At 67.1% G+C, this 20,848-nt stretch carries 18 protein-coding genes and 1 pseudogene; 7 read left to right on the top strand and 12 right to left on the bottom strand.

The window, feature by feature from the left end; all coding sequences use genetic code 11:
* Nucleotides 1-10: 10 nt before the first annotated feature.
* The 8 genes from DVB37_RS24460 to DVB37_RS24430 all read right to left on the bottom strand — a co-directional run bounded on the left by DVB37_RS24460 (nucleotide 11) and on the right by DVB37_RS24430 (nucleotide 9,573).
* Entirely contained in the window at nucleotides 11-982 is a 972-nt protein-coding gene (locus DVB37_RS24460; RefSeq protein ID WP_046807676.1) for a tripartite tricarboxylate transporter substrate binding protein, read from the bottom strand.
* 43 nt (nucleotides 983-1,025) lie between these two features.
* Entirely contained in the window at nucleotides 1,026-3,389 is a 2,364-nt protein-coding gene (locus tag DVB37_RS24455; RefSeq protein ID WP_120157016.1) for an acyl-CoA dehydrogenase, read from the bottom strand.
* Nucleotides 3,386-4,609 carry a CaiB/BaiF CoA-transferase family protein gene (locus tag DVB37_RS24450; RefSeq protein WP_120157015.1) on the bottom strand — a complete coding sequence of 408 codons (1,224 nt, stop codon included), beginning with the start codon at nucleotides 4,607-4,609 and terminating at the stop codon, nucleotides 3,386-3,388. The genes DVB37_RS24455 and DVB37_RS24450 overlap by 4 nt, the downstream gene beginning before the upstream one ends.
* 12 nt (nucleotides 4,610-4,621) lie before the next feature.
* Entirely contained in the window at nucleotides 4,622-5,419 is a 798-nt protein-coding gene (locus tag DVB37_RS24445; protein ID WP_371683092.1) for an enoyl-CoA hydratase/isomerase family protein, read from the bottom strand.
* Nucleotides 5,420-5,438: 19 nt separating this feature from the next.
* Nucleotides 5,439-6,659 carry a CaiB/BaiF CoA-transferase family protein gene (locus tag DVB37_RS24440; protein WP_046807679.1) on the bottom strand — a complete coding sequence of 407 codons (1,221 nt, stop codon included), beginning with the start codon at nucleotides 6,657-6,659 and terminating at the stop codon, nucleotides 5,439-5,441.
* A 159-nt stretch (nucleotides 6,660-6,818) separates the two neighbouring features.
* Entirely contained in the window at nucleotides 6,819-6,983 is a 165-nt protein-coding gene (locus DVB37_RS28470) for a hypothetical protein (RefSeq protein WP_162941279.1), read from the bottom strand.
* Between the two features lie 41 nt (nucleotides 6,984-7,024).
* Nucleotides 7,025-8,530 (bottom strand): tetratricopeptide repeat protein, encoded by a 1,506-nt coding sequence (locus tag DVB37_RS24435; protein WP_240433989.1) that lies wholly within the window; start codon nucleotides 8,528-8,530, stop codon nucleotides 7,025-7,027.
* A gap of 164 nt (nucleotides 8,531-8,694) precedes the next feature.
* Entirely contained in the window at nucleotides 8,695-9,573 is an 879-nt protein-coding gene (locus DVB37_RS24430) for an alpha/beta hydrolase (protein ID WP_120157014.1), read from the bottom strand.
* A 202-nt stretch (nucleotides 9,574-9,775) separates the two neighbouring features.
* Here DVB37_RS24430 and DVB37_RS24425 point away from each other — a divergent pair, with 202 nt between their 5' ends.
* The 7 genes from DVB37_RS24425 (at nucleotide 9,776) to DVB37_RS24395 (ending at nucleotide 16,536) form a co-directional block, all read left to right on the top strand.
* Nucleotides 9,776-10,231, top strand: a complete 456-nt coding sequence (locus DVB37_RS24425) for a hypothetical protein (RefSeq protein WP_120157013.1) — start codon at nucleotides 9,776-9,778, stop codon at nucleotides 10,229-10,231.
* A 145-nt stretch (nucleotides 10,232-10,376) separates the two neighbouring features.
* A complete protein-coding gene (locus DVB37_RS24420) occupies nucleotides 10,377-11,075 on the top strand; it encodes a glutathione binding-like protein (RefSeq protein WP_104141892.1) in 699 nt (232 codons plus the stop codon).
* A gap of 2 nt (nucleotides 11,076-11,077) precedes the next feature.
* Nucleotides 11,078-12,004, top strand: coding sequence for a LysR family transcriptional regulator (locus DVB37_RS24415; protein WP_046805130.1), 927 nt, complete (start codon nucleotides 11,078-11,080; stop codon nucleotides 12,002-12,004).
* Nucleotides 12,005-12,081: 77 nt separating this feature from the next.
* Nucleotides 12,082-13,488: an FAD-dependent tricarballylate dehydrogenase TcuA gene (gene tcuA / locus DVB37_RS24410; RefSeq protein ID WP_120157012.1), complete on the top strand. Its 1,407-nt coding sequence runs from the start codon at nucleotides 12,082-12,084 to the stop codon at nucleotides 13,486-13,488.
* Nucleotides 13,485-14,750, top strand: coding sequence for a tricarballylate utilization 4Fe-4S protein TcuB (gene tcuB, locus DVB37_RS24405; RefSeq protein ID WP_046805128.1), 1,266 nt, complete (start codon nucleotides 13,485-13,487; stop codon nucleotides 14,748-14,750). The genes tcuA and tcuB overlap by 4 nt, the downstream gene beginning before the upstream one ends.
* A gap of 84 nt (nucleotides 14,751-14,834) precedes the next feature.
* Complete coding sequence (locus DVB37_RS24400) at nucleotides 14,835-15,812, top strand: tripartite tricarboxylate transporter substrate binding protein (RefSeq protein WP_104141897.1); 978 nt, start codon at nucleotides 14,835-14,837, stop codon at nucleotides 15,810-15,812.
* Nucleotides 15,813-15,933: 121 nt separating this feature from the next.
* Complete coding sequence (locus tag DVB37_RS24395; protein WP_120157011.1) at nucleotides 15,934-16,536, top strand: WG repeat-containing protein; 603 nt, start codon at nucleotides 15,934-15,936, stop codon at nucleotides 16,534-16,536.
* 34 nt (nucleotides 16,537-16,570) lie between these two features.
* On the opposite strand, the gene DVB37_RS24390 is transcribed toward DVB37_RS24395, so the two are convergent.
* From DVB37_RS24390 to DVB37_RS24375, 4 genes and pseudogenes are all read right to left on the bottom strand, one after another.
* A complete protein-coding gene (locus DVB37_RS24390; protein ID WP_120157010.1) occupies nucleotides 16,571-17,983 on the bottom strand; it encodes a PLP-dependent aminotransferase family protein in 1,413 nt (470 codons plus the stop codon).
* A gap of 65 nt (nucleotides 17,984-18,048) precedes the next feature.
* Nucleotides 18,049-18,186, bottom strand: a complete 138-nt coding sequence (locus tag DVB37_RS24385) for a DUF2474 family protein (RefSeq protein WP_082134497.1) — start codon at nucleotides 18,184-18,186, stop codon at nucleotides 18,049-18,051.
* On the bottom strand, nucleotides 18,186-19,193 hold the full coding sequence (cydB, locus tag DVB37_RS24380; protein ID WP_120157009.1) for a cytochrome d ubiquinol oxidase subunit II: 1,008 nt from the start codon (nucleotides 19,191-19,193) through the stop codon (nucleotides 18,186-18,188). Before cydB ends, DVB37_RS24385 begins: the two co-directional genes overlap by 1 nt.
* 4 nt (nucleotides 19,194-19,197) lie before the next feature.
* Nucleotides 19,198-20,633: pseudogene (locus tag DVB37_RS24375) on the bottom strand (cytochrome ubiquinol oxidase subunit I).
* Between the last annotated feature and the right edge of the window lie 215 nt (nucleotides 20,634-20,848).

Here is a 20,848-nt window from a genome sequence, read left to right as displayed (position 1 = left end):
TGGCAACGGGTCATTCCAGCCCAAGCTTGCCGCGTCGGATCACGTCGCCCCATTTCTTGGATTCGGTTTCCATCAGCGTGCGGTACTGGTCCGGCGTGCTTGCCGCCGGAATGGCGCCCTGGTCGATCATCTTCTGGCGCAGTTCGGGTTCCGCCAGGGACTGGGCGATGGCCGCCGCCATCTTGTCGACGATGTCCTTGGGCGTGCCGGTGGGCGCGATGATGCCGTAGTTCGATTCCACGATCACGCCGGGAAAGCCCGCCTCGCGGGTGGTGGGCACGTCGGGCAGGCCCTCGAAGCGTTCGGGGCTGGCCACCGCCAGCGCGCGCAACTTGCCTGCCTTGATGAAGCCCAAGGCGGCCGACGCGTCACCCGGGAACATCTGCACTTCGTTGGACAGCAAGGCCGTCACGGCGGGCGCGGCGCCCTTGTACGGCACGTGCATGATGTCGATGCCCGTTTGCTGCTTCAGCAGTTCGCCGCCCAGATGGGGCGTGGTCACGTTGCCGGCCGAGCCGTAGTTGTATTTGCCCGGGTGCTGCTTGGCGCTGGCGACGAAGGCGGCCAGCGTGGTGTCGGGCAGCGACGGGTTCACCATGACCACTTGCGGAATGCGCGCCACCAGCGACACATACTGAATGGTGCTGACGTTGTAAGGCACCTTCATGACGTGCGGCAGGCCGGTGATGGCGCCCGGCACGCCGAAGCCGAACGTGTTGCCGTCCGGCTCGGCGCGCACGGTGGCGTCCACGCCGATGGTGCCGCTGGCGCCCGCCTTGTTCTCGATGACGATGGTTTGCCCCAGCCGCTTGCCCAGCGCGGGTGCCAGCAGGCGGGCCAGGTTGTCCACCGAGCCGCCGGGCGGGTACGGCACGATCAAGCGGATGGGCTGGCTGGGCCAGGGCTGCGCGGCCTGCGCCACGGGCGCCATCGTTGCGGCCAGCAATACCGCGGCCACCGTCAATGCGGGTGCTTTTTTCATTGTCTCTCTCCTGATGGCGCCCAGTCGTGCCGGCGCGATGTTGTTATGCGCCGTCCAGGCCCAGGACCTGTTTGGCGTAGATGTTGCGTTGAATCTCGTTGGTGCCGCTGAAGATGGTGGCGGCCAGTGCGTTGAGGTAGGGCGCCAGCGCCTGCACGCCGCCATTCCCATCCCGATCCCCATCGCCGTAGCCCAGCCGCATGTCGGCGCCGCCGTATTCCTCGGCAATCTGGATCAGCAGCGCGCCCAGTCGCTCATGCGTTTCGGTGGCCCAGATTTTCAGTAGCGACAACGTCGGCGGCAGCGGTCGACCGGCCCGGGCCATATCGGCAAACACGCGGTACATGGCGGTCAGGTCGGCGCTGTCCATCCGCAGTTCAGCCAGGCGGTCCGTAAAGGCGGGGTCGGCCAACAGGCCGCGTTGCCGCGCGATGCTGAAGATCTGTTGCAGCGCATGGCTCGCGTGCTTGGGGCTGCCGGAAAACAAGCGTTCGAAGCCCAGCAGCGCCTTGGCGATACCCCAGCCGGCGTTCAGTTCACCCACGAGGTTGGCGCGCGGCACACGCACCTGATCGAAGAACACTTCGCAAAACTCTTCGTGGCCGGACAGCGTGCGGATGGGGCGGCGGCTGATGCCGGGGCTGGCCAGGTCCACCAGCAGGAAGCTGATGCCCGCCTGCTTCTTCACCGTCTTGTCGGTACGCACCAGCATGAACATGTGCGTGGCGTCCTGCGCCAGCGTCGACCATGTCTTTTGCCCGGTCACGATGAGGTCGTCGCCGTCGATCACGGCTTCGCACCGCAACGCCGCCAGGTCCGATCCCGCGTTGGGTTCGGAATAGCCCTGCGCCCACACGGCCTTGCCCGACAGGATGCCCGGCAGGAACCGTGCGCGTTGTTCCTCGGTGCCGTAGCGGATCAGGATTGGGCCGAGCATGACCAGGCCCTGGTCGGGTGCGCGCGCCACGCCATGGCGCTCGGCCTCTTCGATGAAGGCGATCTGCCGCGCGGGCGACAAGGCCATGCCGCCATGCTCGCGCGGCCACGATGGTGCAATCCAGCCCTGGCGCGACAGCGTGAAGTACCACGGCTTGATCTCATCCCAATGCAGCCGCCACGGCACATGCCGCAGGTGCTGGGGATAATGCGCGTGAAAAAAACGGCGCAACAGCGCACGGAAGTCGGCTTCGGGCATGCCGTTCCAGTCGGCGTCGCGGGGAAATTCCCCCGGCGATGACGGCGGGGCGGTGTCGTCGGCCGGGGGCGAGGGCGCATCAGCCAGTGCGCCGTAGCGTTGACGATGCGCGGCGGCGTTGCCCAGCCACGCGGCCAGGTGCAAGGCGCTGCGAAAATACAGGCTGACGTCGCATTCCTCGGTGTAGCCGATGGCGCCGTGCAACTGAATCGCCAGGCGCGTGGCGTCCAGCCCGGCGCGCGCCGCGCGGGCCTTCACCCGGCTGGCGGCAACCTTGCGAGCGGTGGCGACGTCCGGGTCCGCTGCGTCGGCCAATGTCGTTAACGCGTCCTGCAAACTGCTGGCCGCCAACTCCACCTGTAGCGCCGCGTCCACCAGCCGGTGTTGCAGTGCCTGGAACGATGACAGCGGCTTGCCGAATTGCTGGCGCGTGTTCAGGTAGACCACCGTATCGGCCAGCACCTGCCGCGCCACGCCGATCAATTCGGCCGATTGCATTAGGCGGCCGTAATCCAGGGCATGGTCCACGGCGTCCAGCACAGCGTCCTGGGACAGCAGCGCCTCGGCCGGCACGATGGCCGATTCGATGCTCAGGTGGCAGGCGGGCGTGCCGTCCGCGCGCGCATGGGGGCGCACGGTAACGCCGGGCGTGCCGGCGGCCAGGTAGAACAGCAGGGTGCCTGGTTCGCTATCGGCCGTTACCAGCCAGCCGTCCACGGCGGCGTCGGCAATGACATGGCGCTTTTCGCCGTTCAAGACATAGGCGCCTTCGCGCGGTGTGGCGCTGACGCCGAACACGCCCGCGGCCTCGCCGGCTTCCAGCTGCCCTTCGGTTTCTTGCCAGGCCAGCGCCATCATCCGCGTCCCATCGCACGCCGCTTGTAGCAGGGTGTCGCGCAAGGGGGAGTCGGGCAGGGGCGTGATTGTCGTGAGCAAGGTTGCGCCCAATACGCCCGCGCCCACCAGCGGCTCGGGCAATTGCGCGCGTCCGGCTTCTTCGATGACGGCGGCCATCGCGTGCCAGCCCAGGCCCAGCCCGCCCATGGCTTCCGGCACGCTCATGCCGAGCCAGCCGGCGTCGGAGATCTGGCGCCAATAGGCGCGATCGGCGCCGCTTGCCGAGCGCTTGCGCTGGCGCTGGTCGCGGCGCGACAGAAGATCACGCGCGCTGTCGCGTATTTCTTCGATCAAGGCAGGGTCCACGCTGCTCATACGATGCCCTCGGCGTGCAGGCGCGCGATCTCGTCGTCGGACAGCCCCAGTTCGGCGCGCAGCACGTCGGCGGTGTGTTCGCCCAGCAGGGGCGGCGGCAGGCCCGGCGCTATCGGCGTCTTGGAAAAATGGATGGGGTTGTTGATGACGGGCATGTCGCCCAGTTCAGGATGCGCGAGGCGGCCCAGCACCTGGCGGTGCCGTACCTGCGGGTCTTCAAACACCTGGTCCATCGTGTAGATCGGGCCGCAGGGCACGTTGGCCGCAGCCAGCGCGTCGTTCCATTCGCCGGCGGTGCGCGCCTGCATGGCCGGCTCGATCAGGCGCGACAACTCGGCTTGCGCGGCGGCGCGTTTGGGGTTGCTGGTAAAACGCGCGTCGTCGGCCAGCGCGGGCAGCCCGATCACCGCGCAGAAGGCGCGAAACTGCGTGTCGTTGCCCACCGCCACCATCAGGTGCCCATCGCGGCAGGCAAACGCGCGAAACGGCGCGGTGATCTGCGAGGCCGACCCCATGCGCGCCGGCACTTGGCCGCTTGCCAGATAGTTCATGCCGATGTGCGACATGGCGGCAATCTGCGCGTCCAGCAAGGCCAGGTCGATATGCTGGCCTGCGCCGGAGATCTGGTCCCGATGGTGCAGCGCCGCCAGTATGGCCGCCACCGCGTAAAAGCCCGCCGTGATGTCCGACACGGAATACCCCGCCTTGACCGGCCCCGCGCCGGGTTCGCCATCGGGCACCCCGGTCACGCTCATCAGCCCGCTCATGGATTGAAAGATCGGGTCGTAGCCGGGCAGATGGCTGTACGGGCCGGACTGCCCGAAGCCGGTGATCGAGCAAATCACCAGCCGGGGGTTGACCTTGGACAGCGCGTCGTGATCCAGCCCGTAGCGGCGCAGGTCGCCCGCCTTGAAGTTCTCGATGACGATGTCGGCGCGCTCGGCAAGCCGGCGAACCAGCGCCTGGCCGTCGGGCTTGGAGATATCGATGGTCAGCGATTTCTTGCCCCGGTTCATCGCCACAAACGACGAGGTCTGCCGACTGGGTTCGCCATGGCGATCCGGCATCGGATAGCCCTGGTGCCGGACGTCGTCGCCCCGGCCCGGGCGTTCGACCTTGATGACCTCGGCGCCAAAGTCGGCCAGCATCTGCGCGGCCCACGGCCCGGAGAACACGCGGCTTAAATCCAGGACTTTGACGCCCTCTAATGCTCGGCTCATCGGTCTTCCCCCTTATCTGCCCTGGAACACAGGTGCCCGCTTTTCCAGAAAGGCGCGGCGCGCTTCCTGGGCGTCTTCGGTCTTGCCGATAGCGGCGGTCATGTCCTGTTCGTAGCGGTAGCCGTCGCGCAGGCTCATGTCTTCGATGGCGTTCAGCGTCTGCTTGGCCAGCACGGTGGCCAAGGGGCTCTTGGACGCCAGCTCGCGCGCCAATTCCAGGGCGCGATCCATCAAGGCGTCGGCGGGCACGGAGGCTTCGACGATGCCCAGGCGATAGAGCTCGTCGCCGTCCACGCGCAAGCCCGTCAGCATCATGCGGCGCAAGCGGGAATGGCCGAACAGCCGCATGCCATGGCGTCCACCGCCCAGCAGGCCGACGTTGATTTCAGGCAGGCCGACCACGGCCGTCGATGCCGCCAGCAAGATGTCGCACGAGGCCACGATGGCCAGCCCCGCGCCCAGCGCAGCGCCGTTGATGGCGCCGATGACGGGCTTGGCGCATTCGCGAATGGCATGAAAGCACTCGCGGGTGCGGCGCGAGTGCTGCGGCAGGTCGCCGGGACCCTTGATGGTGGCGGCGCGGTTCTTCAAGTCCGCGCCCGCGCAAAACGTCTTGCCCTGGCCGGACAACACCACGGCGCGCACCTCGGGCGTTTCCGAGATGCGGTCCAGCACCCAGGACAGCTCGTTCATCATGTCGGTGCTAAGCGCATTCACCGGCGGGTTGGCCAGCAGGATGACGGCCACGCCGTCTTCAAGTGTGACGTGCAGCGCGGTGTAGGGGCCGGTCAAGTTGTCGGGCATGGTCATGTCCGTGTCTCCGTCTTGTTCAAATGATCTTGCGCTGGCGCAGGTCGGCAATCTGCTGCGCGCTCATGCCCAGTTCTTCAAGCACTTCGGCGGTGTGTTGCCCCAGCAGGGGCGGTGCGCGGTCGGCGCGCAGGTCCGCCGTGGCGAAGCGCAAGGGGTTCATCACTTGCGGCACGCTCTTGGCGGTGGGATGCGGCAGGCGGCGCAACATGGCGCGGTGCGCCACCTGCGGGTCGTCGAACACTTCAGGCACGGTGTTGATCGACCCGGCCGGCACGCCGGCGCTTTTTAGCGCTGCCAGCCAGTGCGCGCGCGGCTGCGTAAGAAAGATGGCGTCCAGGATCGGGTCCAGCGTGTCCTGATTCGTCACGCGCTGGCTGTTGGTGATGTAGCGGGGGTCTTGCGCCAGCTCGGGCTTGCCCAGCAGGCGGCACAACGCGGCAAATTGCGCGTCGTTGCCCACGACAATGACGATGTCGCCATCGGCGCAGACAAAGGTGCGTTGCGGTTGGATGTTCGGATGCGCGGTGCCGGTGCGGCGCGGCACGCGGTTGCCCAGCAGGAAGTTCATGGCCTGGTTGGCCAACAGGCCGACCTGCACGTCCAGCATGGCGACGTCGATGTACTCGCCCTGGCCCGTCTGCGAGCGCCGCAGCAGCGCGGCCACGATGCCCAGCGCGGCGTAGACGCCGGTGGTCAGGTCCACGATGGGCACGCCCACCTTTTGCGGGCCGCCGCCGGGCTTGTCGTCGCGTTCGCCCGTGACGCTCATCAGCCCGCCCATGGCCTGGATCAGGAAGTCGTACGCGGGCTCGGCGGCGCGCGGGCCGGTCTGCCCGAAGCCGGTGACCGAGCAATACACCAGGCGCGGATTGATCTTGGCCAGCGAGTCATAGTCCAGACCCATGCGCGCCAGGGTGCCGACCTTGTAGTTTTCCAGCACCACGTCCGCGTCGCGGCACAGGTCCTTGACCAGCGCCTGCCCTTCAGGCGTCTGCAAGTCCAGCGTGATGGACCGCTTGCCCCGGTTGGTGGCGATGAAGTAGGCGCCGTCGGTGGTGTCCTGGCCGTGCTCGTCTTTCAGGAAAGGCGGGCCCCAGGACCGGGTGTCGTCGCCCAGGCCCGGCCGCTCGACCTTGATGACGTCCGCGCCCAGATCGGCCAGGATCTGGCTGGCCCAGGGGCCGGCCAGAATGCGGCTCAGGTCCAGCACTTTCACGTTTGATAACAGCGGCTGCAAAGCCTTCTCCTTGACTCCTGTGATGTGCAGGTAGTCTAGGATTTCCGGCTTGCGGCGGGATGCACCCGAGGCACAAAGCTGTTATGCGTTTGGCGCACCGACCCGCGTGCAATGGCAATGACGCGGCAACAACGCGGGCAAGGAAAAGCCGGGGGCTTGTCAGCGGCCCGTGTCGGGGTAATTCGGGCCGGCGTCGTTAAAGCCGCCGCTGCTGTAGGGATTGACGGCGCCGGGATGCGGCGGGCCGCCGGGGCTGTTGGTGCAAGCGCTTACCAAGACAGAGATGGCAAGCGTGGTCAGCAAGGCAATCAACGTCGATTTCATGGTGGTCTCCTGCGGCTGCCCCGGGGCAAGGCGAGAAGAAATTATAGGGCGGCGACCGGTTGCCGGTGGGTGCGTTTGGTCCGAGGCGCGTCGCAACGTTGGCGATACGCCATGACCGCGTCGGAATCCGCCGGCTGGAAATAGGGGTGCGGGTACTGCGCCTGGCGCATGGCGTCGTGCAGGCGCCGGCCCCAGACGCATTGCGCCTGCGCCTCGTCCCACAGGCGCACCGCCTGCTCAGGGCGGTCGTGTTGCCATAGCGCCAGGCCATAGTCGGCCACCAGCTCTTCATTGCGGGACAGCTCCCGATACGCCACATGCAGCAGGCGCAGCCCTTCTTCGCTGTGGCCTTGCAGGCTCAGGATCCAGCCCAGGGTGCCTTGGTTGAACGCGTTCGGCCCCATCTCGCGGATCGATTGCCGCGCCTGGGCTTCGGCTTGGGGCAGGTAGTCCGGAAAGTCCGCCAGAAAATAAGCGATGTTGTTGGCCCAGTCCGTGTCGCTGGCGCGCCCTGCGCGGGCGAGCTTGGCTTGACGCTGTTGCAGCGTTTGGGCATCGGCCAGCGCCAGGTCGGGCATGCCCAGCAGCCGCTCTACGTCCAGCCGGTCGCTTAGCAAATCGGTGTCGACGGGTTTCAGGGATTGCGGAAACCGCCATTCGCGTGCCCGCATCAGCCAGTGGCGGGCATCGTCCTGCCGACCGACCATCAACAGCAATTGCGCCAGGTTCAACTGTTGTTGCGGCGTGGCGGCGCAGTGCATCGCGCCGATCAGGGCATGTGCGCCGTCAACGTCGCCCTGGCTGAACTTGCGGTTGATGGCGTCCAGTTCGTCGAAGCAGGCGTGGTTGTCGGTGACGGGCGACTCGATGGACAAGGATATGGGCACGGCCGGCGTGTCGTGGCTGAAGTAGGCCGTGGCGCCTTGGCGCGTGGTGTAGCCCAGGTCTACCCATTGCTCGCCCCAGCGCTGGCGCATGGTCAGGATGTAGGGCCACGCGGGTACCGGTTCTTTGGTGCTGCTGCTGGAATGCAGCTGGAAGAAGTGGCCCCACGCGCCGTCGCCGACGCGTCGGATCAGCGTGAAGTCGTCGGGGTCGTGCGGCTTGTCGGTCCAGACCCAGGCGGTACGGCCCTGGTCGTCGGTGACGCCGTGCAGGATGCCGTCCTGGCTGGGCGTGTCTTCAATGAACTCCTTCTTGCCCGTCAGGAACAGGCGATACGGCGTGTGCGGCGCGAGCGCACTGGTGTGGTCGCTGAGCAGTGTCAGGGTCAGGGTCTGGCCATGGGTGCCTCGGCCGTACTGGGGCATGCCGGGCGGAGGCTCGGTAAGGGCGGCAGCGGAAGGCGCGGCGGGTGTGGCAGCTTGAGAATCGCCGGGCAGCACAGGGGGCAGCACGGCGGGCGTCACGGCGGGCGCCATAGGGGGCGCCATAGGGGGCGGCATATCGCCCACCGTCGCGGGTTCGGCGTGAGCGCCCGGCAAGGCCAGCAGGCCGGCGGCGGTCAGGATCAGCGAGGTCAGGCGGTGCAGGGTGAACTGGGGCATGGAGGTGGCGGGCACGAGGGCGGCCCGCCCGTCATTGAGGCGGGCCAGATTGTGTCACGAACGCGCGGCCTGTTGCTTGTCGGTCCCGATTGCTGGCGACCGTTTTTGATCGCCACCGATAGCAGCCGATCGGTTCCACCTGCGTCCTATCGCGCTGACGGCTTCTACCGCTGTAGTCGTGCGGTGATGAAGGCGTTGATTGCGCGGGTGGCCTCGTTGTCGGCACCGACGTCGGCGTTGACCTGCGCGTGGTTGCGGGCAACGCCGAACAGCGCGGCTTGGCCGCCTTGTGCCGTCAACAGGTCGGCGTAGCGCTGCGCCCGTCGGCACGGGTCGGGCCGCAATGTGGAACAGACGAACAGCGCGGGCGGCTGTGGCCCGGTCAGTTGCGCGGCGGGCGAGGCCTGCGCCCATTCGGCGGGGTCCGCGCCGAAGGCCTCGTCGTAAAACGGGGCGTGCGGGCGCGGCATGACGTCCAGCAGATCGAAGCCCGCCCCGTCCAGGATGATGCTGGCCCGCCACAAGGGGGCGCCCGTGCGCTGGCGCATCGCGGCGTCGGCGGCCAGCAAGGTCAACAGGTGGCCGCCTGAGGAATGGCCCATGACGAACAGGTTGTCCGGGTCGGCGTGCCAGCGGGCGGCCTGCTGGCCGATCCACGCGATGGCCCGCCCCAGGTCTTCGGCTTGCGCGGCCGGGCGGGCTTGCGGCATCAGCCGCGTGTTGACCGAGACCACGGCGTAGCCCCGGGGCAGCCAGTAGGCCAGCTTGTCCTGCACGACGTCGGGCGTGGCCTTGTCGCCGCCTTTCCATGAGCCGCCGTGCACCACGACCAGCACGGGGGCGGGTCGGCCGTGCTGTGTCGATGCATCGGGCAGATAGACATCGGCGATCTGGGCGGGGTCGGGGCCGTAGCGCTGATCGGCCAGCACGGCTGCCGGAAACGTCGAGGCGGTGGCTATCGGGGCGGCGTACGAAACGGTCATGCCCGGCCAGGGCAGGGCGGTGGCCAGCAACAAGGTCAACAGCAAGCGGGGCGCGCGCATGGATGGGACGTGGCGAAGGCGGAACGCCGATCAATGTAGCGCAGTTGCAGATGTCGCCGCCGACCGTCCCATCGCGCAGCCGACCCGACCGACGCGACCGACCCGCCACGCCACGTCCTCATCCCAGCGCCGCCGCATCCGCCACCACCTGTGGCATGCTTCGCCCGTTCGCCGTTTTCCCACCGATCCCACCCCAGCCTTCATGCTCAAACTTCTACCCCGACTCTGCGATTACCTGCTGTTGGCCGGCGCCGCCGCGCTCTTTGGCGCTTGCCTGACGTCGCTGTTGACCACGGGCGCCTACGGCTGGGCGGTGCCCGACGCGCCTTACCTCTACGGACCTCGCGATTTCTACGCCGACGCCGTGCTGGCGGGGCTGGCCGGGCTGCTGCTGTTGACCCTTGCCGAGCGCCTGGCCGGTGCCCGCCTGACCGTGGCGGGCCGCGCGGTCGCGACGCTTTCGGCGACGTTTGCGGCGGCGCTGCTGGCGCTTTACCTGGCGCCGCCCGCGCCGATCGTGTTCGGCAACACCTGGGCGTGGGGCGAGGCCACGCGTGAACTGTTTCTGGCGCAATGGCCCTTGGTGCTGCCCATTGCCCTGGCGACGACGGCGGTGCGTTGGGCCTTGCTGCGCGTGTCCAGGCTCGGGGCGCGCTAGCCGCAGGCCCCGCCCCGGCAGGCAGATGCGCCCGCCCCGCCCACCCCGCCCGCCGGTAATTTTCAGGCGGATTTCCACCCGTATGCGCTAGGATTGTCGGCGCAATTCCCCAACCCGATGTCCGCCTCCTCTGGAGAAACCCCGCATGACCTCCCTAGACTCGTTCGCCATCACCAAGAAGTGGCCCGCCCAGCATCCCGACCGCATCCAGCTGTATTCGCTGCCCACGCCCAACGGCGTGAAGGTGTCGATCCTGCTGGAAGAAATCGGCCTGCCCTACGAGCCCCATCGGGTGGCTTTCGACAAGCAAGACCAGTTTTCTCCGGAATTCCTGTCCCTTAGCCCCAACAACAAGATCCCGGCCATCCTTGATCCCAACGGCCCGGGCGGCAAGCCGCTGGCGCTGTTCGAGTCGGGCGCCATCCTGATCTACCTGGCCAGCAAGACCGGCCAGTTCATCCCGACGGACACGGCCGAACGCTACGAGACGCTGCAATGGCTGATGTTCCAGATGGGCGGCATCGGCCCCATGTTCGGCCAGCTGGGGTTCTTTCATAAATTCGCTGGCAAGGACTACGAAGACAAGCGCCCGCGCGACCGCTACGTGGCCGAGGCCAAGCGCCTTCTGGGCGTGCTGGACCAGCGCCTGGAAGGCCGCGACTGGGTCATGGGCGATGAATACACCATTGCCGACATCGCCATCTTCCCGTGGGTACGCAACCTGGTCGGCTTCTACGAAGCGGGCGAGCTGGTCGGCTTCCCGCAGTTTGCGAACGTGGCCCGCGTGCTGGAAACGTTTGTCGCGCGCCCTGCCGTGGTGCGGGGCCTGACCATTCCGAGCTAGGCATGGAACTGCGCCAGCTGCGTTACTTCGTGCGCGTGGTCGAGGCCGGCAGCATCGGCCGCGCGGCGATGTCCATCGGCATGGTCACGTCGGCCCTCAGTCAGCAGATCAGCCGGTTGGAGGGCGAACTGTCGACGCGGCTGTTGCAGCGCAGCGCCAGCGGCGTGGTGCCGACCGATGCCGGGCTGGCGTTTTTTCGGCAGGCGCAGCTGGCCTTGCGCCACGCGGATGACGCCGTGCAGGCCGCGCAACAGGCGCGGCTGGCCGGCCACGTCAGCGTGGGCCTGTCATCAACCACCGCCGCCATTTTGGGCGCGCCGTTCCTGCAAGCCATGAACGAACGCTACCCGGACATCCGGCTGCATCTGGTCGAGGCGCTGTCGGGCCACCTGGCCGACATGCTTAACGGCCGGTTGCTGGACCTGGCCATCGTGTTCCAGGCCGAATCCGCGCGCCGTTGGAGCATCATGCCGCTGCTGGACGAGCCGCTGTTCCTGTGCGCGCGTCGCGACATGCCCGGGGTGCCGGGCGGCGACACGACGCGGCTGGCCGACATTGCGCATCTGCCCTTGGTGCTGCCCAGCGGCCGCCATGGCTTGCGCGCGCTGGTCAACAACGCCTTCCTGCAACTGGGCCAGACGCCGCGCGTGGTGGCCGAGGTGGATGGCTTGTCGCTGTTGATGGACGTGGTGCAGCTGGGCAGCGCCGCCACCATCCAGCCCAGCTCCGCCACGGCGCGTATTGCGCCCGGGCAGTTGCACATGGCCCGCATCGACGACGCCCACTTGTTCCGCCCCAATCTGCTGGTCAGCCTGTCCGACGACGAACTGTCGCCCGCCGCGCTGGCCGCGCGCCTGGTGCTGGCCGACGTCTCGCGCACGCTGGCGCAACAGGGTAAATGGGCCGTCGTGGCCCTTCACGATTCGTGAAGACCCGTTGACGCCCGCCTGATATCGCGGACGCCGCCCCGTCAGTACAGTCAGCCCATTGAATTGGGGGCGATGGCATGGTGGACGTCTTGGTGGTGGGAGGGGGCAACGCGGCGCTGTGCGCGGCCCTGATGGCGCGCGAGGCCGGCGCCAGTGTGTTGCTGCTGGAAGCCGCGCCGCGCGAATGGCGCGGCGGCAATTCGCAGCACACGCGCAATCTGCGCTGCATGCACGATGCGCCGCAAGACGTGTTGATCGACGCCTATCCCGAAGAGGAATACTGGCAAGACCTGCTGAAAGTCACAGGCGGACAGACCAACGAACCTCTGGCGCGCCTGGTCATCCGCGAATCGTCCACGTGCCGCGACTGGATGCGCCGCCATGGCGTGAACTTCCAGCCGCCGCTGTCGGGCGCGCTGCATGTGGCGCGCACCAACGCCTTTTTCATGGGTGGCGGCAAAGCGCTGGTGAACGCGTATTACCGCAGTGCCGAAGCGCTGGGCGTGCAGATCCGCTACAACGCGCCGGTCGATGCGCTGGAGCTGGAAGACGGTCGTTTCAAGGCCGCCCGCATCGGCGACGAACGCATCGAGGCGCGCGCCTGTGTGCTGGCGGCGGGTGGCTTCGAGTCCAACCGCGAATGGCTGCGCGAGGCCTGGGGCCAGAACGAACGCGGCGAATGGCCGGCCGACAATTTCCTGATCCGTGGCACGCGCTTCAACATGGGCGTGCTGCTGAAATTCATGCTGGACGCGGGGGCGGACGGCATCGGCGACCCCTCGCAATCGCACTGCGTGGCAATCGACGCGCGCGCGCCGCTGTACGACGGCGGCATCTGTACGCGCATCGACTGCGTGTCGCTGGGCGTGGTGGTCAACCGCGACGCCGTGCGCTTTTACGACGAAGGCGAAGACTTCTGGCCCAAGCGCTATGCCATCTGGGGCCGGCTGACCGCCATGCAGCCCGGGCAGATCGCCTATTCCATCATCGACGCCAAGGCCATCGGCCGCTTCATGCCGCCCGTGTTTCCGGGCGTGAAGGCGGACACGCTGCCCGAACTGGCCGACAAGCTGGGGCTGGACCCGGCCACCTTTGCACAGACCTTGCGCGACTACAACGCCGCGTGCCGTGTCGGTACCTTTGACCACACCGCGCTGGACGACTGCCACACAGAAGGCATCGCGCCCGCCAAGACGCATTGGGCACGGCCCATCGACACCGCGCCGTTCTACGGCTACGCGCTGCGCCCCGGCATCACCTTTACCTATCTGGGCTTGAAGGTGGACGACACCGCCGCCGTGCGCTTTAACGACGTGCCCAGCGACAACCTGTTCGTGGCCGGCGAGATGATGGCCGGCAACGTGCTGGGCAAGGGCTATACGGCCGGCGTGGGCATGTCCATCGGCACGGCGTTCGGCCGCATTGCCGGCACCCGGGCCGCCGCCGCCGCGCGCGCCCAGACCCTTGCAAAGAGCACGACATGAAGCAGCTTGAAGCCCTGGCCCGCGAGGCCCAGTCGTTTTCCACCCCGCATGCTTCGACGCCCGGCAGCCCCGCCGTGGCCGAGCAACCCGCGATGCCCGCCGCCATGGTCGAACACCCCGTCCAGTGGCGCGGCAAGAACGCCAAGCCGCAAGCGGACGCATTGACCGAAGACGAAACCGAAGTGGCGCGCGTTATGCAGATCTGCAACGCCTGCCGCTATTGCGAAGGCTTTTGCGCGGTGTTTCCCGCCATGACGCGCCGCCTGGAATTCGGCAAGGCCGACCTGAACTACCTGGCCAACCTGTGCCACAACTGCGGCGCCTGTCTGCACGCGTGCCAGTACGCGCCGCCACATGAATTTGCGGTGAACGTGCCTCAGGCCATGGCCAAGGTGCGGGTGCAGACCTACACCGATTACGCCTGGCCGGCCGCGCTGGGCTCGCTGTACAAGCGCAACGGCCTGGCCTTGTCGCTGGCCACCGCCGCGGGTCTGGCGCTGTTCCTGGTGCTGGCCGTGTTGATGGCGGGCGGCTTGTTTCATGAACCCATGGCCGGCAATTTCTACGCCGTGTTCCCGCACAACACGCTGGCGCTGATGTTCGGCGTGGTGTTTGGTTTTTCGATGTTGGCCTTGGGCGTGGGCGTCACGCGCTTCTGGCGCAACGTCAGCCCGGGGGCGGCATCCGGCGCGGCGGTGGCCGAGGCTGCGCACGACGCGCTGCGCCTGCGCTATCTGGACGGCGGCCACGGCAAGGGCTGCAACAACGCCGACGATGCGTTCACCTTGTGGCGCCGGCGTTTTCATCACTTCACCTTTTACGGCTTCATGCTGTGTTTTGCCGCCACCTGCGTGGCCACGCTGTACCACTATCTGCTGAATCAGCAGGCGCCGTATCCGTTGCTGAGCGCGCCGGTGTTGCTGGGCACGGCCGGGGGCATCGGCTTGCTGATCGGGCCGGCCGGTTTGCTGTGGTTGAACATCAAGCGCCATCCGCAACAGGGCGACGCGGCACAGAAGCCGATGGATCGCGGCTTCATCGTGCTGCTGTTCCTGACCAGCGCCACGGGGCTGGCCTTGCTTGCCGGGCGCGATGGCGGCGCGATGGCGCTGTTGTTGGCCATACACCTGGGCGTGGTGATGGCCCTGTTCCTGACGCTGCCCTACGGCAAGTTCGCGCACGGTATCTACCGTTCGGCGGCGCTGCTGAAGTGGTCTATCGAAAAGCGCCAGCCGAACAAGCTGCAACTGGGCTCCGATTGATCTGACCCGACCCCACCCGCGCCACGCGGGCATGACGGCGCCCCGGCGAGGGCGCCGCATCCAATGACAAACGAGGAGACTTCAATGATCCAAACCCGACTGCTGGCGCGCGTTGCGCTGGCCGCCTGTTTGCTGCCGGCGTTGCCGGTGGCGCACGCGCAATCTTTCCCGACCAAGCCCATCACGCTGGTGGTGCCGCATTCCGCCGGGGGCACGTCCGACATCCTGGCGCGCACGGTTGCGGCGCAAGCGGCCAAGACGCTGGGCCAGACCATCGTCATCGACAACAAGGGCGGCGCCAACGGCACCATCGCGGCCAAGCAGGTGGCCTCTTCCGCGCCGGACGGCTACACGCTGCTGCTGGCTACCGCCAGCACGCATGGCATCAACCCGTCGTTGTACTCGCGCATTTCGTATGACGCGGTGAAGGACTTCACGCCCGTCACGCTGTTGGCCACGGTGCCCAACGTGCTGGTCATCGGGCCCAACGTCAAGGCGGCCAGCGTGCAGGAATTGATCGCCTACCTGCGCGGGCAGGGCGACAAGACAAACATGGGATCGGCGGGCGCCGGCACGCCTGGCCATCTGGCAGGCGAGATGTTCAAGAGCGCGGCCAAGCTGCAATTCACGCACGTGCCGTACAAGGGCGGCAGCCCGGCCATCACGGATTTGATCGGCGGTCAGATCGACTTTATGTTCACCACCATTCCGGGCGTGTTGCCGCACGTGAAGGCAGGCACGCTGCGCGCGCTGGCGGTGACCTCGCCCGAGCGTTCGCCGGCCATGCCCGACGTGCCGACGATGGCCGAGTCCGGCCTGCCCGGCTTCCAGGCGGTGTCGTGGCACGGCGTGGTTGCGCCGGCCGGCACGCCGCCCGAGGTGGTCAACAAGCTGAATGCGGCGTTAAGCGGTGCGCTGGCCGCGCCCGCGGTCAAGCAGCGCCTGATGGAAGAAGGCGCGGCCGCGTCCACCCTGAACACCGCCGCGTTCGGCACGTTCATCCAGAGCGAGATCGCGGCCTGGGCGAAAGCGGTGAAGGATTCGGGCGCGACGGCGAACTGACGCACAGGGGGGGATAGCGGCCGCCGGGCCGCCGATCGCACCCGCGCATCACAGCCTTGCCGTCCCGGCGCGCCGTACACCGGGGCTTGCGGGCCCCGGCCAACATGCTAGGATCGCCGCCATGTTGACGACCCTGTTGCTTGCCCTGCTGGCCGCCGCGCCCGCCGCCCCTGCCGCCGACCCCGTTTCGTCCTATCCCCTGCAATGCCTGTACGCCGCCAAGCACGAGGGCGGCTCGCTGGAATCCGAAGACCATTGCGCGCGCGTTGACGGCGACACGCTGACCTTCGCTGCCCAGGCGCTGGGGCGCATGGATTTCAACGCAGACGGCTTGTCGCCGGCATACACGCACGGGTCATGGCGATGGGTACGGCCCGACGGCAAGTCCGTGGCCGTGGTCACGTACGACAATTTCGCCGACGACTTTGAAGACGGGCTGACGCGCGGGCCGTGGTCAGGCGGCATGGCGTATTACGACGCCCAGCTCAATCGCGTCATCACGACGCCTTACGATTGGGTCGACCGTTTTGAAGGCGGGCTGGCCGTGGTGTGCCAGGGCTGCCGCAAGGTGCCTGCCGCCGGGGGCGAGCACTACTACATGGCGGGCGGCCAATGGGGCGCTATCGACCGCCAAGGCCGGGTGGTGATGCCTTTGCGTCACGAAGCAGCCAGCCTGATGCAGGACGTGGAAGCCGCGCGCGCGGGCGCCGACACGCGGCGCTGAGCGCCTGCCGGTCGTTCTCAACCGGCACGCCGTATTACCCTCCAGCCATCAGCTTGCCCAACGTCACCATGCCTTGTTCCATGTCGACGCTCCAGGGGTGCCCGTGGTTAAGACGCATGAAATTTCCGAACGCGCCCGATGACGAAAACAACGGCCCTGGTGCAATGCTGATGCCGTGATCCAATGCCGCCCGATGCACCTTCAGCGTGTCGATATGCTCGGGCAGCTCCACCCACACGAAGTAGCCGCCGGCCGGGCGCGTGGCGCGCGTGCCTTTGGGAAAGTAGCGCGCCACGGCCTGCAATAGTTCGCCCTGCTGCAATGCCAGCGCCTGCCGGAACTGGCGCAGGTGGCGGTCGTAGCCGCCTTTTTCCAGATAGGCGGCGATGGCGGCCTGGGTGGGCGCGGCGGTGGCCAGGCTGGTGGTCAGCTTGTTGCGCATGATCTGCCGGGTGTAGCGTCCCCCCGCCACCCAGCCCACGCGATAACCCGGCGCCAGCGTCTTCGAGAACGACGAGCAATGCATCACGATGCCTTCCTTGTCGAACGCCTTGGCCGGGCGCGGCCGGTGTTCGCCAAAGTACAGCTCGCCGTAAACGTCGTCTTCAATCAGCGCCACGCCGTGGCGCGTCAGCAGCTTGACCAGCGCTTCTTTCTTGCTGTCGGGCATCAGGCTGCCCAGCGGGTTCTGAAACGTGGTCATCAGCCAGCAGGCGCGCGGACGGTGCTGCACGATGGCGCGTTCCAGCGCTTGCAGGTCGATGCCTTCACGCGGATGCGTGGCCACTTCGATGGCGTGCAACTGGTTGCGCTCCAACGATTGCAGCGCGGCATAGAAGGTGGGGGATTCGACGATGACCGCATCGCCCGGCTGGGTCACCGCCGCCAGGCTGAGGTTCAGCGCGTCCAGCGCGCCGTTGGTGATGATGATGTCGTCCACCGGCACCGACAGGCCATCGGCCAGATAGCGCAATGCAATGGCGCGGCGCAGCGCCGCGTCGCCCGGGCTGAGGTCGTCAATGGAACCCCACGGATCCAGCCGCTGCGCCGCCGACGCCATGAACTTGCCCAGCCGCGCGTAGGGCAGCAGCGACGGGCTGGGAAAGGCCGAGCCAAACGGCACCATGTCGCGGCGCAGCGTGGCGTTAAGCACTTGCAGCACGTTGTCGCTGACGTCCACCGGGTGACGCCCGGCGGTGGCGCTGGACAGGGCGTCGGGTTCCGGTAGCGCGGCGTGCGGGGCGCGCAGCACGTAGTAGCCGGACCGATCGCGCGCGCGGATCAGGCCGCGCGCTTCCAGCAGGTAATAGGCCTTGAACACCGTTGACGGGCTGACGCCCCGGCTGGTGCTGGTCTGCCGCACCGAGGGCAGGCGGTCGCCGACTTGCAGCAAGCCGGAACTGATGGAGGCGGTGATGTCTTCGGTCAACCGTTCATAGCGCTTCATGGCGGTGTCGTTTCAAAAAGGGGAAAAAGAGGGCGGTTGCGGTACACGGGTGTGACGGTGCGCCGTCATGTCGACATGCCGATGGCGCGCATCAGAAGCCGCAGCGCGTAGGCCGCCACGCCCAAGGTGGCGACGCTGGCGGCCCACAGCAGCGCCAGCCACAGCAGGCGGCGCGGCCAGGCAGATGTTGTCCAGACACGCATCAATGGAACTCCTCGCCGGTGCGGACCTTGCCGCGAAACACGTAGTACGACCACGCCGTGTAGGCCAGGATAATCGGAATGATCAGCAACGCGCCGACCAGCGCGAAGCCCTGGCTTTGCGGCGGCGCGGAGGCCGTCCAGATGGAGACGTCAGGCGGAATGATGGCGGGCCAGATGCTGATGCCCAGGCCCGTGTAGGCCAGAAACACCAGCGCCAGCGACAGCATGAACGGCCCGGCGGCGGGCGTGGCGCGCACGCGCCGGATCAGCTCGAAGCCGGCGGCGGCCACCAGCACCGGCACCGGGAAAAACCAGAACATATTGGGCAGGCTGAACCAGCGCTGCGCAATCTGCGGCTGCGCCAGCGGCGTCCACACGCTAAGCACCGCGATCACGGCCAGCAGCGTCAACGTCAGCGGCCGGGCGATATCGCACATGTGGCGATGCAGCCGACCTTCGGTTTTCATGATCAGCCAGGTGCAGCCCAGCAAGGCATAGCCCACCACCAGCCCCACGCCGGTGAACAGCGAGAACGGGCTGACCCAGTCCCACGCGCCGCCGTGAAAGGCGCGCCCCACCACCGGAATCCCTTCGATGTAGGCGCCCAGCGTCACGCCCTGGAAGAACGTGGCGGTGACCGAGCCAAAGACAAAGGCCAGGTCCCAATAAGGGCGATGATGTTCGTCGGCCTTGAATCGGAATTCGAACGCCACGCCGCGAAACACCAGGCCCAGCAGCATGAACACCAGCGGCAGGTGCAGCGCGCTGAGGATCACCGCATACGCCAACGGAAACGCCGCCATCAGCCCCGCCCCGCCCAGCACCAGCCAGGTCTCGTTGCCGTCCCAGACGGGGGCCACGGTGTTGACCATGACGTCGCGTTCATCGCGGATGCGGATCAGCGGAAACAGAATGCCGATGCCCAGGTCGAAGCCGTCCATCACCACGTACATCATCACGCCGAACAAAATGATGACGGCCCATATCAATGCAAGGTCGATGCCCATGGCGTCAGACTCCGGAACGGTTGTGCGGCGCGGGTTCCACCCCCGCCAGCGTGGACGCGGCGGACAGCGGGCGTGACGGCTGGCGCGCTTCACCCGGGCCACCCGACAGCGGCGCGTGGCCGGGCGCGGGGCTGGGGCCCATGCGGATCAGGCGCAGCATGTACGACACGCCCGCGCCGAACACCAGCAGGTAGACCGCCACGAACAGGCCCAGCGTCAACGTCAGTTCGCCAACGCCATGCGGCGTGGCCGCGTCGGCCGTACGCATCACGCCGTAGACGATCCAGGGTTGACGGCCGATCTCGGTGACGTACCAGCCGGCCAGCATGGCGACAATGCCGGACGGCCCCATCCACAGCGCAAAGCGTTGCAGCGCGCGCGACTCGTACAGCCGCCCGCGCCAGCGCGTCCACAGCGCCCAGCCGGCCAGCAGAATCATCAGCATGCCCAGCCCGGCCATGATGCGAAACGACCAGAACACCACGGTGGCATTGGGGCGGTCTTCGGGCGGATAGGACTTCAGCCCCGGGAACTGGCCGTCCCAGCTATGCGTCAGGATCAGGCTGCCCAAGCGCGGCACGTTAAGCGCAAAGCGCGTTTCTTCGCGCGCCATGTCGGGAATGCCGAACAGCGTCAGCGGCACGCCCGCGCCCGGTTCGTTGTCCCAATGGCCTTCAATGGCGGCGATCTTCGCGGGTTGGTGCTTCAGGGTATTGAGGCCATGAAAGTCGCCCACCACCGCTTGCAGCGGCGCCACCAGCAGCAGCATGCCCATGGCCATGGCGAACATCTTCTTCACGGCGGGGCTGCGGTCGCCGCGCAGCAAGTGCCACGCGCCGGACGCGCCCACCATCAACGCGGTCGCCAGGAAGGCGGCGATGCCCATGTGCGCCAGGCGATACGGAAACGAGGGGTTGAAGATCACGGCCAGCCAGTCGGTGGGCACGACGCGCCCGTCCAGGATCTCGTAGCCGGCCGGCGTTTGCATCCAGCTGTTTGACGCCAGGATCCACGTGGCCGACACCAGCGTGCCCAGCGCCACCATGATGGTCGAGAAAAAGTGCAGGCCCGGGCCGACGCGCGTCCAGCCGAACAGCATCACGCCCAGGAAGCCGGCTTCCAGGAAAAAGGCGGTCAGCACTTCGTACGCAGCAGCGGCCCCGTCACGCTGCCTGCGAAGTCCGAGAAAAAACTCCAGTTGGTGCCGAACTGGTACGCCATCACCAGGCCGGACACCACGCCCATGCCGAAGTTGACGGCAAAGATCTTGGTCCAGAAGTGATACAGGTCGCGATAGACGGTTTTGCCCGTGCGCAGCCAGAAGCCTTCCAGCACCGCCAGGTAGCTGGCCAGGCCGATCGTGATGGCGGGAAAAACGATGTGAAATGAAATGGTGAACCCAAACTGTATTCGGGCAAGCAATAGCGCGTCGCCATGCATAGCGGTCTTCCTGATAAACGGGTGTCCTACCTGTCGAACGGTAGATCCGCAGCGCGATGCAGTACAGATTCAGAAATTGAATAAAAAAGCGGATCAGATTGGGCGGACGGACGCGTAAAGCCAGGCGGGATGCCGGGTCTGGCGCTGTATCCGGATCAGGCCCGCGTCATGATGGTGTCCCTGAAAAACGGCGCAGACACTCGCCATGCCCTGCG

The organism is Achromobacter sp. B7 (assembly GCF_003600685.1).
In the GTDB taxonomy this organism is placed as follows: Bacteria; Pseudomonadota; Gammaproteobacteria; order Burkholderiales; family Burkholderiaceae_B; genus Achromobacter; species Achromobacter spanius_B.
This window is presented reverse-complemented; position numbering and strand designations above follow the sequence as displayed.